This is a genomic window from Brasilonema octagenarum UFV-OR1 (assembly GCF_963888615.1).
Classification (GTDB): domain Bacteria; phylum Cyanobacteriota; class Cyanobacteriia; order Cyanobacteriales; family Nostocaceae; genus Brasilonema; species Brasilonema sennae.
Window position 1 is genome coordinate 1 of record NZ_CAWPKW010000348.1, and the last position, 16605, is coordinate 16605.

The following is a 16605-nucleotide window of genomic DNA, read 5'->3' on the forward strand; positions in this document are numbered from 1 at the left end:
TACGCGAACGCAGTCGCCTACGGAGGGAGACCCTCCTGCAGCGCTGTCTCACCAGTCGCCTACGGAGGGAAACCCTCCTGCAGCGCTGGATTCACCGTAAAGCGTAGCTTTACGTCCCCTCTCCGAACCTGCGGAGAGGGACGGTTTTGGCGCAAGACAAAACCGGGGTGAGGTTATGCGACAATTGTGAGCGAGTAGGATAACCGTAATGTAACGTTAATCATAAGCCCTGCGGGCACGCTGCGCTAACTGAAAAACAAGATCCCCGACAACTTTTACGAAGTCGGGGATCTGTGGCTTTCAATTCTCACAAATCAAATAGGATTGCTATAACAATCAATCCTGAAAGCGTGAGTTCTATAACAAAAATTTTCCATCAAAGTTACCCTTTTGAAGGGGCGCTAGAGAGGAAATTAAAACTCCCACCGAATCGTGCCCTGCACTGTGAATGGCGCACCATAAAAGACACGATCTCGGCTGAAAACACCTTCAAAGTAATCTACGTTGAAGAGGTTTTTGATATTAATCGCAGCACGAAACTGGTTTTGTTTGTAGAAGATAGCTGCATCGGTAGTGAGATAGCCAGGGACTGTGAATGTATTAGCATTATCACCTGCGCGATCGCCTACATAAAACAGTCCTAAACCCAATCCTAAACCTTGCAAATCTCCTTGTTGAAATTCATAGGTTGTCCATAGGCTGGCGTTGTTGGGGCTAGTTCTTTGCACACGGTTCCCAACCAGACTTGGGTTGTTGTCCTTGTTAATGCGTGTGTCACTGTAACCGTAGCTAGCAAAAATATTCCACCCAGGTAAAATTTCTCCAGCCACACTTAGTTCAATCCCTTGACTATTGATCTCACCGGTTTGCACTGAGAAACCCAGATTTGCCGGATCGGTAGTTAAGACATTTGATTGAGTAATGTCATACAAAGCCAGTGTCGTTGAGAGCCGATCATTTATATCTGTTTTCACCCCAATTTCGTACTGAGTACCTCTAGTGGGTTTAAAGACACTACCATCAAAAGCTCGACCAATCGCCGCCTGAAACGATTTAGTGTAGTTTGCATAGAGAGAAACAGGGGGAATCGGCTGATAGACAATGCCTACACGGGGGCTAAAAGCTTCTCCTGATTGACTAGTTTCTGTATTAGTAATGAAATTTCTGTCAGTTTGAGTGAATGTATCAAATCGCCCACCAACAAGCAATTTTAAATTGTCTGCAAATGTAATCTGATCCTGCACTAAAATACCAAGCTCATCTAGAGTACTACTTATATCAGTTCTAGATGTAATTGCACCCAGTGGTAGACCGAAAACTGGATTGAATAAATCAATAGGTGCAGCCGTCCTAGTCGTAGATATAAACGCGCTGTCGTATCTGCCTAAATCAAAGCCGAATAATAACTGATGCTGTATTGAAGCTGTGGAAAATTTACCAACGACATTAGTCAGCATACTGTATTGATCGTAAAGATCGCTGGCATCAGAGTTCTGCCTGCGCTGACTACGACTATCAGGTGTCAGACCTTGAGGAAATGTAATATTGTAGGTGTAATCAACAGAATCGTAGCGAAATGCGTTGCTGACTGACCAATTTTCACTAAATTTATGCTCTAGCTTGTAGCCAATTCTTCCCTGTATAGCATCTAATTTACCTTCATTTGTAATGCGGTCACGGGGTATTTGACCATTGGGATTAGGCAAGATTGTTCCCACTATGGGTAATCCCAGGTTATAGCTATCCTGAGAGAAGTCTTTGTAAGTTCCATCAATGCTCAGGTTAGTGTTTTCCCCCAATGCAAAACTGATAACTGGTGCAATTACTAAGTTTCTGGTTCTACTAAATTCGGTGAAAAAACCTTGATCTCGATAGGATGCGTTCAACCGATAAAGCACTTTCTTGTCATCATCAAGAGGCCCAGAAAAATCCACTTCACCGCGATAAAAATCAAAACTTCCCACAGTTGCTTCAGCAAAGTAGTAAGGATCGCGAAGAGGTTGCTTAGTTACAAAGTTAACTGTTCCACCCGGAGATGATGAACCAAATAGAATAGAGCTTGGACCTAAAAGAACATCAATTCTGTCAATTCCTGTCAGGTCAGGACCTATATTAGCACCTGTACCATTCCCTATTCTAGAAACGATTCCATCCAATGCAGGTGGACTAAAAAATCCCCTCACCTGTATGCGTACTGCGTCGAAGTTAGTGGGAGCGCCATTACGGACACTAGGGGAATTAAGAAGTGCGTCATTCACATCAGCACGCTGGTCGCGCAACACTTGCTGGGGGATGACTTGAATTGATTGGGGAATGTCACGTAACGGGGTATCGGTTCTAGTTCCAGTTGACGAATCTCTGACGCGATACCCATCTTGTTCCCCTGTGACTACCAACTCAATCGGCTCATCACCCTCTGCCGATGGTTTTAGTTGTGTCTGGTTTTCTGGCTGCTGTGCAGGTGGTTGTTGTGTTTGAGGTTGCTGCCCCTGTTGTGCTGATGGTGCAGTACTGGCAACCTCAAAAATTAAACCCTCATTCGGACTGTCATATAACTCAACAGTTGGTACACCCGTTTCACCCGTTACCGTTACTCGAATAGTATTGGCATCAAAGTTTGTTACCGTTATTTGTGTAACACCCGCAATTGGTTTTTGGGAGCCGAATGTGAATGCCTCGCCACTAGGTAAACGCAGTTGAGCATTGGGAATATCAGCGATAAAGCGATTGCCAGTACTGCGATTCACTAGTTGCAACACCTGGCCTTTAGATGTCTGTAAAATCACTTCCACACCTTTTTTGGTGGGATTTGCTTTTACGTCTGTCACTTGCACAACTTCACCCCCCTGTCTCCCCCCTTGGTAAGGGGAGCCAGTGCCTTGCGGGGGTTCCCCCCGTTGTGGCGACTGGCGTGGGACGGAAGGGGGGTTTGGTGGTGTTGGTGACTGTCCCAGTAACATTTGAGCGCTCGTGTAAGGACGCTCTATTTCACTAAGTCGTCGAATCTTTCTCGTTGGCTCAACAGCCTGCGCTTTGGTCATTAAAGGCGCTTGTTGAGTAGGTTTGATGCTATGAGTAGATGCTGCTTGAGTGCTTGACTCTTTCACCTGCGCCCGCACAGGCTCAACCAATAGAACCGAGACAACACCCGCGACGATTGCAAACCATTTCACATTTGACATTTTCCTCCCACCTTCACACCACCAGGCGAAAATCAGTGAACAGTGAACAGTAAACAGTTATCAGGCGTATAGTGGGGGATTTAAACCCGCCAAATTGCGCCTATCACCAATTGGTGGGGGACTTAAACCTTGCAATTTAACTGATAACTGTTAAAAGTTAGTGTCAAAAGATTACTCAATTTGGCAGAGGAAGAAAAGCAAATTGAACGCTAGCGGGAACTTTTTTTGAATGCTACAGGGTGATTTCCCAAAACTATGGGGATATTGCGCGTTAAGCGTAGCTCTGCCGTACGCAATCGCCTCCAGAGTTGCGTAAATCGAACGTCTGCTTGCTGATACTGGGATGACAGAAGATGAGCTTGTGGAGTTATTTGAAAAGTCCCTCTCCCAACTTTGGGAGAGGGATTTAGGGTGAGGGCGATTGGTAAACAGAGCCGTTTTGCTGCTGATAGTCTTTTGGGTTAAGCCCGAACTTCTTTTTGAACGATATAGCAAAGTAGCTGCGGCTGGCAAAGCCTACCGTCTCGGCTACTTCTGCCACCTTCATATCTCCTATTGCCAATAGTTGACGCGCCTGTTCTAAGCGATAGTTATGCAGATAACCAAACACTGTAGTGCCAAAGACTTGACGAAATCCGCGCTTGAGTGTACACTCGTTAAGCTTTGCTTGCTGTGCTAAGTTTACCAAAGAAGGCGGATTGTGCAAGTTTTTTTGCAACAGGGTTTGGGCGTAATGAATCCGATCCAGGGTTCCGGGCTTGAGGGGTTGGATGATAGTGCGATCATCGCCTGTGTGAATTTCAATTTCCTGATCCAGCACCAGACTGACTAACTCCAAAGCTTTACTCTCCAGAAATATTCGCTTGGGGATGCCCCGGTAAGGACAGCGTAGGATTTGCCACAGGACAGTTTCCATCGCAGACGTGACTGTTGCCACACGAGTATAACATTCCTGCTCAATCGGTCGGATCAGCTGCTGGAGTCCGGTTGGCAATTGCCCAGTTGGGTTGCTAATAAAGGAACATAGGGTGTCAGGATGAATCAACACCGTCACTTCCAGCGCCCGTTGTTCTGGACCGTCATTCCTTTCTTTGGGAGCAAGACCACTGCCGTAGACTGCGTATTCTTTATTGCCAACATTTGTGTGCTTATCTTCATGCTGCCCAAAGAGGTGAAAGTGGAATTTCAGCCAGTCAAGGCGTTCGGGTAGTTCGAGGATGAGGCGATTGCGCAAACGACAATCAAAAATTTCTACCTCCAACCCTTCACGTAGTTCAATGCACCGAATATATCCGTGTCCAAGCTGTTGAGGATATTTCCAAATTACATCTAACGGGTCAGATGGATCACAGTGCCTGGTCGTTTCCTTGATTTTCTCCCACAGGTCTTTATAAGCTTGATGCGTTATCGTAATCGTCATAGGGATGCCCCAGCAATTGACAGCAGAGCCAAATTAACAGTTCATGACTCTTATTGAAATATTCTTTCATTTTGCTGATGCCAAATAATATGAGGATAAAAACCGTTGAGTAAAAAACTTGTCAAAAAATTCCTCAGCAAAAATCATCGGTAACAACCAGTACTAATTTGCGCCCGAAAGTACGATAACTTAAATATTGCCATAAGTGTACTTCAGGCTACATCAAGATGCGACTAGAGCAGTTGCAAGCCTTTCTGGCGATCGCAGAAACTGGAAGCTTTCAAGGTGCATCACGAAAACGCGGTGTCACCCAATCGACTGTTAGTCGGCAAATTCAGGCACTAGAAGAAGATTTGGGGTTGGAACTCTTCCACAGAACAAGTCAAGCAAAGCTGACACTAGCGGGTGAACGCTTGCTACCTCGTGCTCAAAAAATATGCCAAGAGTGGCAAAGTGCTACACAAGAAATCGCTGATTTATTGGCAGGAAAGCAGCCAGAACTTTGTGTTGCAGCAATTCACTCACTCTGTGCTTATTACCTACCACCAGTTTTGCAAAAATTTTGTCATGATTATCCACAAGTCCAATTGCGGGTGACGTCGCTGGGAAGTGATCGCGCCTTAAAAGTCCTCAAAGATGGACTCGTAGATTTGGCAATCGTCATGAATAATCGCTTCTTATGCACTGGCAAAGAAATGCTAGTAGAAGTGCTGTATGATGAACCAATAGAAGTTTTAGTTGCAAAAAACCATCCGTTAGCAGAATATGAACACATTCCTTGGTTGGAGCTGACTCGTTATCCGCAAGTCGTGTTTAAGGATGGTTATGGGATGCAACGCCTCATACAAGATAGATTTGAACGGTTAGAAGCTAGACTGCATGCGGCTTTAGAAGTCAATACTCTAGATGCTTTTCGAGGAGTCGTGCGCCAAGGGGAACTTGTGGCTATGCTACCACAGTCGGCATTAGTTGAAGCACGTATTGACTCTACCCTTGCAGTTCGTCCCCTAGCCTGCAACAGTAATAGTAATGGTTCTTCATCTGATAGTTCTAGTTTGACTCGGCAGGTTGTTATGGTGACGACTCAAGACCGTCTTCAAATTCCTCCTATCAAGCATTTTTGGCAGTTGGTTAGGGACAATGTACCACCGCAATTGCACTCTTTTACAAAGTCGGCTTGTTAGCCGTTATAAGTCATGAGTCATCTGTCGTTTGTCATTTGACTTTTGACAAACGACAAAGGACAAAAACATGAGCACAGTATTCAGAGATTTACTTAAAAAGATAGCTAGTGGTGAGCATACTGGACATAACTTAACTCGTGCTGAAGCAGCCACCGCAACTAAGATGATGCTGCGCAAAGAAGCGACACCAGCACAAATTGGCGCATTTTTAATTGCTCATCGTATAAAACGTCCTACGCCTCAAGAAATTGCTGGAATGTTAGATGCTTATGATGAACTCGGACCAAAACTGCAACCAATCGCCTGCGAACGACCAGTGATAGTTTTAGGCATACCTTATGATGGCAGAACTCGCACCGCACCTATTAGCCCAGTAACAGCTTTGCTTCTAGCAGCAAGCGGACAACCAGTGATCATGCACGGTGGAGATTGTTTTCCCACAAAGTACGGAGTTCCATTAGTAGATATTTGGCAGCGGTTAGGAATTGATTGGACTGGACTATCACTGGAGAAAAGCCAGCAAGTGTTTGAGAAAACTGGACTTGGTTTTATTTATACTCCTAAGCATTTCCCGTTAACCAATAGTATCTGGGAGTACCGTGATCAGCTTGGCAAGCGTCCACCTTTGGCGACAATGGAACTCATTTGGTGTCCTTATGCAGGAAATGCTCATATTATTGCTGGGTTTGTCCATCCTCCCACAGAAAAATTGTTTCAAAACACCCTAGCATTGCGAGGAGTGACTCAATTGACAACAGTAAAAGGGTTGGAGGGAAGCTGTGAGTTACCACGCGATCGCACTGCTATCATTGGCATAACCAGAACTTCAGAACTGGATGAGACAGGCAATATATCAATAGAACGGTTACACCTGTCCCCTCGTGATTACGGCTTTACGACAAAAAATGAACCTCTCGGCACCACTGAAGAATTAATTGCCGATATACAGGGGGTATTGAATGGTAAACCCTCAGATCTCATGCAAACAGCTTTGTGGAATGGAGGATTTTACCTTTGGCGTTGTGGGATTTGTTCAGATATGCGTGAGGGTATTGCCAAAGCAGAGGAATTATTCACCAGTGATGTGGTTACTCAGAAGTTAGAAGAACTTTCTTCAAACCTTTTATCGTAGTACTGCAGTACTACGATTGTTCCTGTAGTTGCCAGCATTTAACTGGATAGCTTGACTTGGTAGCTAATCTGGATTGGAATTTTGTCTGATAACGTCTGTGTAAATGTACTGTGAACCGAAAATTTCTAATTACCCAGAATCAATTAATATCAATTATTATTAGTATATCTAGTCAGATTTGTTAAAGAAACGATAAAGATTATATGAAAAAAGCTAGAAAACAACCTAAAATTATTTTTCAAATCGTAAAATTATGTATTAGCATGGTTTGTTGCTAGTTAGTTGTAAAAAGTATATTAAGACAAAATGAAAACCATGTTTTTAGCCAGAGCTATTTCATTCTACGTATAACCATCCGGAAATTTCTTTTTTTGTCTAATATCCGAAGTACCTTAAAACCGACTTCAAGTCACTCGCCCTTCGGGCTCAAATTCAAAAAAGGTCATAAGAAGATTCGGTTTGAACAGATTTAAGCTATTAGTAACTAACTGGATTTCCAGGTTGATTAGAAAAGAATGAAATCACCTTTATGTTTTGATTCCATCTAAAAGCTAAGGGATATTTTGTACTTATACCGATGCTTTTTTTAAAACTAGCAACTTGGGTTATAATGTTAGCATAGAATTGTACAAAAATACTGATTTGTCACACGACGATTTTTTGTCTTGTAACAGATTAGATAAAGCCTAAGATTGCAAGAATTAACTTGAAGTTATTAAATATACATTGAAATTTCATTCAAATCACTAACTGCTCAAAAACTGTACTAAAAGAAAGCCAGATGTCCAATAAAGAAAAAACGTAGGGAACATCCCATGCGTGTGAAGGTAGTGCGAGCCGGAAAGCTCACGTACGATAGCAAGTAAGATGCTTGTACTGTATTGGGCAGAAACTTGAACATTTGGGATGCTCCTAAAACATAGTGCCAAGAAAATCTTTATTACCAAGTTATTCCTGAAAATTTATTTGAAAATTGTGAGAATCAAAATGAACAAAATTTTATAAGTTAATTTATGATTTTCCTGAAAATAGCTTTTCTATGTGTCATATGACAGTCGATAAAGGTTCATCAAATCCCAAAAAGTTAAAGAAGACCCAAATGAAAAAAAAGAGCGCGCGCAAATCTTTTTGAACAACTAAAAAAGTCTCCTCGATTGCCGCTAAAAGGAAGACATGCAAAAAAAATGCTTTTAGATACAAATAAATATTTGTATAATAATGTCCGTCATCTGGCAAAACACAGAAGGGCAGAAGAGAAAATGATTCCACTATAACTGGTACAAGGCACAAATTTTACAACTAAAATCTTTGGTAGATTTCATACAGGAAAGTTCAACAGGCGGGTGGCTACGTTAATGTCTATTGACTAAGTAATCGCAACAAAGGATGATGAAATATGAACGATATCAGCAACAAGACTGCCGTTCTCTCAACAGCCAAAAAGGAGCTACCAGACAATATCACAGATAACCAAATCGTGGAAGCAGCTGTGCTGGGCTATCCGCTGATTGACGACTGTGTGGTACTGGTTCGGGAAGGAAAAACTTCCAAACCAGAACTAGTTACCTATCTGGTTGCAGGAGGATCATTCTCGTTGGAGAAGCTACAGTCCCACTTGCAAGGTGTGCTTCCTGCTGCCATAATACCAAAATATTATGTTAAAGTATCTAGCCTTCCGCTCACCGACCAAGGAGTGGTAGACGAACAAGCTTTAGTAAATTTGGAAGTGATCGACTCTGAGTTAATAGAGCGATGGGAAGAGCAAGTGCGATCGCTCCCCGAAGTCGAGCAAGCCGCAGTAGTGGTTCAAGAGGATAACGAGAAAATCCCGCCGCTGCATCTATTGGATGTACTTCCTGAGTGGAAAGTTGCTAATGACAGCACACCTCACCCCACCAAAATTGTTCCTCAAGCCAGCACACAGAAGTCAGACTCTATTGCCATCAGTCATGGTGAACCGCTACAGTTACCAACGGATGCTCCAGAGAATCTTTCCCAAGTGCTACTCACAGCGGCTATTGAAGCATCAGAGCGAGGAATTGTCTACATCCACCCTGACGGTTCCGAAACCATTCAGTCTTATGAGGCATTGCTTGAAGAAGCACAACGGCTGCTAGGAGGCTTAAGAAAGCTAGGTCTTGAGCCTCAAGACAAAGTCATTTTACAATTAGACCGATATCAAGACTTCATTTTGGCATTCTGGGGATGTATTTTGGGAGGTTTCGTCCCAGTACCCATAACGATCGCATCTAACTACAACGATCCATCCGACAGTAATGTCAAAAAGCTACAACATGCATGTCTTGTTTTAAATCAACCGATAGTGCTGACTAATGGTAGCATTGCCCCTCAGATTCGCACGCGGTTGAATCAGTTGAACCTTGAGAACTTGCAAGTTGAGACACTGGAAGATTTGCGATTGCACGATCCAGATCCAAATTGGCACAAGAGCCAGCCAGATGATTTAGCATTATTATTGCTCACCTCTGGTAGTACTGGTATGCCCAAGGGAGTGACGCTGACACATCGTAATATCATAAGCAGTGTCGCTGGCACATCCCAGATGAATCATCTTACAAGCCAAGATATCTCCTTGAACTGGCTACCCCTGGATCACCCTGGTCCCTTGATTCGGTGTGTCATCAGATGTATCTTTTTAGGATGCCAGCAAATCCATGCTCCTACTGCGATAGTTTTGCAAGATATCCTGAAATGGCTGGATCTCATCGAGCGCTATCGAGTAACGACGACTTGGGCACCAAATTTTGCTTTTGCTTTGCTGAGCGAACGTGCTATTGAAATCGAGCAGGGGCGTTGGAACTTATCCTCAGTCAAGTCTTTTCTAAATACGGCTGAGCCTATTGTTCCTCAGACAGCACAAAGGGTGCGAGAACTGCTTTCACCTCACGGGCTAAGAGATAATGCGATGCATTCTTCTTGGGGTATGGCTGAAACTTCCTCAGGTGTTACTTCTTCCGAACAATATTTGCTCAACACCTCAATACCCCAATATGCTTCCTTTGCAGAATTAGGCTCCCCCATTCCTGGGATTTCCCTTCGCATCGTGAACGACAATCAGGAAGTTGTCAACGAGCAAACAATTGGCTACCTGCAAGTCAAAGGCTCTACAGTCACCTCAGGTTATTATCAAAATCCCGCACTCAACCAAGAAGTGTTCACTGAGGATGGTTGGTTTAATACTGGGGATTTAGGATTTCTAAATAACGGGCGTCTAACCATTACAGGGCGGACAAAAAATATTATTATTATCAACGGTGTCAATTACTATTCTCATGAAATTGAACAGGTGGTGGAAGCAGTTGCAGGAGTGGAAGTGTCTTACACAGCAGCCTGTGCCACTCGACAACTTGGTAGTAATACTGATAAATTAATTGTTTTTTTCCACACTTCTATTTCTGAGGATAACCGCTTAGGAGAACTGCTGAAAGAAATTCGTAAGAAGGTTGTCAGCAAGATAGGAATAAGACCTGCTTATTTGATTCCAGTTGAGAAAGAGGTCATACCTAAGACATCAATCGGCAAAATTCAGCACGCGCAACTCAAAAAGAGCTTTGAAGCTGGTGAGTTTGATTCTATACTCAAGCGAGTTGATATTTTGCTTGAAAATGACAAGACTCTGCCAGACTGGTTTTACCGCCCAATATGGCGACGGAAAGAAACGGTTGTTTTAGACACTAAACCCCAGACGGGTCTGGTTTTGGTATTTTTGGACTCATTGGGTTTGGGAGAGGTTTTGTGCGCCGAGCTAAGTAAACTCAACCAGTCTTATGTAAGCGTTGAGGCTGGGACAGACTTTGCAAAACTAGCCGATAACCGCTATCGCATTGCTCCGGAAAATCCTGACCACTATCGACAACTGCTGGAATTTCTCTCAATAGCAACAAACAAGCTTCCAATTGAACAAATCTTACATTTGTGGACTTATGACCAGTATGCTGGAGAAATTTCTAGCTTGGAAGCGCTAGAGGAGGCACAAGAGCGAGGAGTTTATAGTCTGCTTTTCTTAGTTCAGGCATTGGAGCAAGTTCAAGGTTCGCAGACGCCAGTGCGGCTGCAGGTAATTGCAAGCTTAAGCCAAGCCACCTCAAACGAAGAAAAAATTGCTTGCGAGCGATCGCCCCTACCAGGACTTGTTAAAACAATCTCCGCAGAATTGCCCTCGTTGGATACTCGTCATCTCGATCTGCCTGTGCAAAACAGCGAAGTCAATGCAGCATACATTCTTCAAGAACTCCAAGTCATTCAGAAAGAGCAAGAAGTTGCTTACCGCAATGGGCAGCGTCTAGTACCTTACCTAGAAAAGGTGGACTTGCGCCAGGAAGAAAAGCAAGAACTTCCCTTCAAACCAAGGGGAATGTATCTGATATCTGGCGGACTAGGAGGCGTTGGTGTAGAGATTGCGAAGTATCTTTTAAAGCAGTATAATGCTCGTTTGCTGTTGGTAGGTAGAACTCCCCTGCCGGAAAGAAGTACATGGGAAACTCATCTGCAACAAGAAAATGCTGTTTCCGAGCGCATTCGAGCTTATCTATCCTTAGAGCAACTCGAAGGAGAGGTCATTTATGAAGCCGTTGATATTTGCGATTTGACCAAGTTGCAGCAGGTGGTTGAGCAGCGTTGTGCCAGTTGGCAATGCGAGCTAAATGGAGTTATCCATTTGGCAGGGATTCCCACAAGACGCCTGCTACTTGAGGAAATGCCGGATAGCTTTGCAGCGACACTTCGTCCCAAGGTTTTCGGCACATGGACACTGCATCAACTGATCAAGAACCAGCCAGACAGTGTTTTCATCAGCTTTTCTTCAGTGAACAGTTTCTTTGGAGGGTTTAGTGCAGGTGCTTACGCGGCTGCTAACCGTTTTGTAGATGCCTTTTCTCACTACCAGCGTCAGAGTTCGTTGCACAGCTATTGCTTTGCCTGGAGTATGTGGGATGAAGTGGGCATGAGCCGCAACTACCAAATGAAAGATTTGACGCTTGCCCGAGGATACCATGCCATGACAAGTGAGCAGGGATTGCAATCATTGCTCACTCTTTTGCATCATAACCAGACACAACTTTTGGTGGGACTTGATGCTAGTAAACGTCCGATTCGACGATACATTAAGACAGAATCTTATCGTATCCAGAAATTATCTGCCCATTTTACTGCCTCAGTCCCTGTAGCCAAGTTGCAAGAGTTAGAGGTGCGCGATCGCTTCGGAACTCCATCCACTTGCGATTTTGTGCAGCTTGAAGAAATGCCACTCTTGGCAACAGGTGAAATTGATCGAGAACAACTCCTTACCACAGAACGTCGTCAAGGTCAAGCATCTGAGCGAGTCGCACCAAGGAACGAGTTGGAACGCCAAATTGCTAGCATCTGGCAAGAAGTGTTGAGTGTTTCACAAGTGGGTATTTATGACAACTTTTTTGAGTTGGGCGGGCATTCACTGCTGGCAATGCAAGTGATTTCTCGAATTCGCCAAGCTTGCTGTGCAGAAATTCCGCTACAGTTGCTGTTTGAGACACCAACGATTGAAGGTTTAGCTCAAGCCATTGCCCAGAATCAGAATCAGGATACCGATACCAGAAAACACCAAACCATTTCTCAAAGGGATAACCAAGAACCAGCCCCCTTATCATTTGCGCAACAGCGACTATGGTTTTTGGAACAACTAGAGCCGGGTAAGTCAGCGTATCATATTACTAAGGCACTGCAGTTGCAAGGCGACCTCAATGTGGCGGTGCTGCAACAGACTTTAGATGCAATTGTCGCCCACCACGAAGCACTACGAACCAACTTCATTGCATCCGATGGTAACCCTGTGCAGGTCATTTGCCAACCGAGATCAGTAGAACTGGTTGTGATTGACCTGAAAGATTGTCCGGAAACAGAACGCACCAGCAAAGTACAACGTCTGCTACAAGATGAAGCGCAACGTCCCTTTAACCTAACATCAGATTTAATGCTACGTGGGAGTTTGCTGCAACTATCCCCACAAGAAAACATCTTGCTGTTGGTTATGCACCACATCGCCTCTGATGGTTGGTCGATGAGCATTTTATTTGAGCAGTTGACAACTCTTTACGAAGCGTTCTTAAACGCAAAGCCCAATCCTCTACCACAACTGCCAATTCAATATGCTGATTTTGCTGTTTGGCAACGCCAATGGCTCTCTGGTGAGGTGCTAGAAAAGCAACTCAACTATTGGAAACAGCAGCTAGCAAGTGCTACCCCAGTACTGGAATTGCCCACGGATAGACCAAGACCACCAATTCAGACTTACCGAGGTGCAAAACAATCCTTCGTACTGCCCCAAAGCTTGGGTGTACAGCTGCATGCACTGTCACGACAAGAGGGTGTGACTTTGTTCATGACATTGTTGGCAGCATTCCAGATCCAGCTGTACCGCTATAGCAGACAAGAAGACATCGTTGTTGGTTCTCCCATTGCTGGTCGAAATTTAGCGGAAATTGAAGACTTAATTGGATTTTTTGCCAATACCCTTGTACTACGTACTGATTTGTCGGGCAACCCCAGTTTTCAGGAACTATTACAAAGGGTGCGCGAAATCGCTTTGAGTGCCTACGCCCACCAAGACTTGCCCTTTGAAAAACTGGTCGAAGAACTGCAACCAGAGCGATCGCTCTCGTATCACCCAATATTTCAGGTCATGTTTGTTTTCCTGAATACACCGAAACAAACATTGGAATTGCCAGAACTCAGCATCTCTTCCATAGAAGTGGATAATTTTGCATCCCAGTTTGATTTGACTTTGTCAATGAAGGAAACAGAACAGGGATTACAGGGGTTATGGGAATACAGCACTGACCTGTTTGAGGATGCGACAATTACCCGTATGAGTGGGCATTTCCAAACATTGCTTGAGGCAATTGTTGCTAATCCGAATGGTTTCATCTCAGAATTTCCGTTACTAACTGCTCCAGAACAACGACTTTTGCTCCAGTGGAATAACACTCAGGCAAATTACTCCAAACAATCGTGTATCTATCAATTGTTTGAGACTCAGGTAGAGAAGACACCGGATGCTGTAGCTATAGTTTTTGGCAGGGAGCAACTTACTTACAAGCAGCTCAATGAGCGAGCAAATCAACTAGCGCATTATTTGAAACAGCTAGGAGTAAAACCAGATGTCTTGGTGGGAATTTGTGTAGAGCGTTCCATAGAAATGGTGCTAGGACTTTTGGCTATCCTCAAAGCTGGTGGAGCATACGTTCCTCTAGATCCGGCATATCCTCAAGAACGGGTAGATTCCATCTTGTCTGATTCTCAGGTATCAGTGTTGTTAACTGATACTAAAAAATCACTTGCTGTTGCCGTAGACACAACAGTCATCTGTTTAGATACAGATTGGGAAAACATTGCCACCCACAGTGTAGAAAATCCCGCGCCGAGCGCTACCGCCGACAATCTGGCATACGTCATCTATACATCAGGCTCGACTGGTAAGCCTAAAGGCGTACAAATTCCGCATGGTGCTTTAGTCAATTTCTTAACATCCATGCAATGCGAACCAGGATTAACACAGGCGGATGTACTCCTAGCAGTGACAACAATATCATTTGACATTGCTGCCTTGGAACTGTACTTACCCCTGATCACTGGTGCACGTATTGTATTGGCGACAAGGGAAGTGGCGAGCGATGGCTCTTTGCTGAGTGAACTCATTGCTGATGCTGGTGCTACATTGATGCAAGCCACTCCAGCCACTTGGCGGATGTTGCTTACTGCTGAATGGGCTGGTGTTCCTGGGTTGAAAATTCTCTGCGGCGGTGAGGCTTTATCTAGTGACTTGGCACGGCAATTATTAGCAACAGGGGCTGTTGTTTGGAATATGTACGGTCCTACTGAGACAACTATTTGGTCAACTCTGTTAGAAGTAAAAGCAACGCAACTGTCTCATGCTACAGTGCCCATTGGACGTCCAATTGCCAACACGCAAATTTATCTGCTTGACTCTCATATGCAGCCAGTCCCCATTGGCGTCTCTGGCGAACTACACATCGGCGGTGACGGACTTGCGCGAGGCTACCTCAACCGTCCAGACTTGACTGATCTTAAATTCATCCCCAACCCCTTTTCCCAGACAAAGGAAGCACGTCTCTATAAAACTGGCGACTTAGCCCGATACTTGCCTGATGGCAAGATAGAATACATTGAACGCATTGATAACCAAGTCAAAGTACGGGGATTCCGCATAGAATTAGGAGAGATAGAGGCTGTACTGAGCCAACATCCAGCGATACTCCAAACTGTAGTCATAGCTTATGAAGCTGTACCAGGCGATAAACGCTTAGTAGCCTACATTGTTCCCAATCAAGATTCAGTACCTATAACTAGTGAGTTGCGTCTCTATCTTAGAGAAAGGTTACCTGAATACATGGTACCATTCGCTTATCTTTTGTTAGAAGCTCTACCCCTCACTCCTAACGGCAAAGTCAACCGCCGCGCCCTTCCAGCACCCGAGTCAGTCAAGCAAGAATTAGAAGCAGACTTTGTTGCTCCCCGCAATGAGTTAGAACGCCAAATAGCACAGATTTGGGAAGAAATTTTAGGTATCCAACCAGTTGGCGTTACGGTTAACTTCTTTGATTTAGGAGGACATTCCTTACTAGCAGTACGCTTATTCGCGCAGATAGAGAAGAAATTCGGCAAAAAACTTCCCTTATCCACTCTTTTCCAATCAGGTACAGTAGAAGCTCTTGCCGAGATGCTCCATTCTGAAGAAGAAAAACCAGTTGGTGAGCAGGTTTTGGTAACGGCACGTGGCGATGACAAATCCGGTACACTTTGGTCATCCTTGGTACCAATTCAACCAAATGGTTCCAAGCGACCTTTCTTCTGTATCCATCCTCTAGGTGGAGAAATCTTGTGTTATCGTCCTTTAGCATTACATCTGGGTTCGGATCAACCAGTTTATGGAATACAACCACAAGGGTTAGATGGAAAACACACTCCTTTAACCCGGATTGAAGACATGGCAGCCCACTATATTAAAGAAATCCAAACTATTCAGCCCAATGGTCCTTACTATTTAGGAGGTTATTCCTTGGGTGGTATCATTGCTTATGAAATGGCACAGCAACTCCACTCTCTAGGTGAGAAAGTCGGTGTTCTAGCTATGCTTGATACTTCTCGTCCAGGTACTGAGACACGATTACCCTTTGTACTCAGAGTTTTTGAGCACATAAATAATATCATACAAGAAGGACCTACCTACCTACAACAAAAGCTTGTGGGCTGGAGTGAGTGGGGCACGTACCATCTCCGAGACAAATATCGGCGTTTGTTGGAAAAGTCGGAAATTTTACCTGAAGGCGACGAACATTTAGATGTTATGGCTGCTAATGTCCAAGCTATTGAGCACTATACCTTCAAACCATATCCTGGTCAAATGGCTGTGTTTCGGACTGACGATAAAAATCGGGACGATGCTGTCGGTGTAAAATATGATCCCCAATTTGGTTGGGGCGAGGTAACCGGTGGAGTAGATGTCTATCATCTTCCCGGTTCTCACCTTTCCTTCCTTGATGAACCCGATGTACAAGTATTGGCAGAGCAATTGAAGCTTTGCTTAGAAAAGGCGCAGGCTGCGGAATTAACCAATTAACATCAAGTCCGCTTAATTACTTGTAATTTCTGCGTTACCTCACCCCAACCCTC

Annotated in this window: 5 protein-coding genes; 3 read left to right on the forward strand and 2 right to left on the reverse strand. The window is 44.3% G+C overall.

The annotated features are described in order from the left end of the window. Positions 1 to 413: 413 nt before the first annotated feature. Positions 414 to 3182, reverse strand: a complete 2769-nt coding sequence (locus AC5590_RS31425) for a TonB-dependent siderophore receptor (protein WP_248277339.1) — start codon at positions 3180 to 3182, stop codon at positions 414 to 416. A 406-nt stretch (positions 3183 to 3588) separates the two neighbouring features. Next, positions 3589 to 4602 (reverse strand): helix-turn-helix transcriptional regulator, encoded by a 1014-nt coding sequence (locus AC5590_RS31430; protein WP_169267182.1) that lies wholly within the window; start codon positions 4600 to 4602, stop codon positions 3589 to 3591. A 227-nt stretch (positions 4603 to 4829) separates the two neighbouring features. On the opposite strand from AC5590_RS31430, the gene AC5590_RS31435 reads away from it, so the two are divergent. The 3 genes from AC5590_RS31435 (at position 4830) to AC5590_RS31445 (ending at position 16552) form a co-directional block, all read left to right on the forward strand. Further along, complete coding sequence (locus AC5590_RS31435; protein WP_169267183.1) at positions 4830 to 5786, forward strand: LysR family transcriptional regulator; 957 nt, start codon at positions 4830 to 4832, stop codon at positions 5784 to 5786. A 67-nt stretch (positions 5787 to 5853) separates the two neighbouring features. Further along, on the forward strand, positions 5854 to 6918 hold the full coding sequence (locus tag AC5590_RS31440; RefSeq protein ID WP_169267184.1) for an anthranilate phosphoribosyltransferase family protein: 1065 nt from the start codon (positions 5854 to 5856) through the stop codon (positions 6916 to 6918). A gap of 1396 nt (positions 6919 to 8314) precedes the next feature. Further along, positions 8315 to 16552 (forward strand): non-ribosomal peptide synthetase, encoded by an 8238-nt coding sequence (locus tag AC5590_RS31445; RefSeq protein ID WP_169267185.1) that lies wholly within the window; start codon positions 8315 to 8317, stop codon positions 16550 to 16552. Positions 16553 to 16605 lie beyond the last annotated feature (53 nt).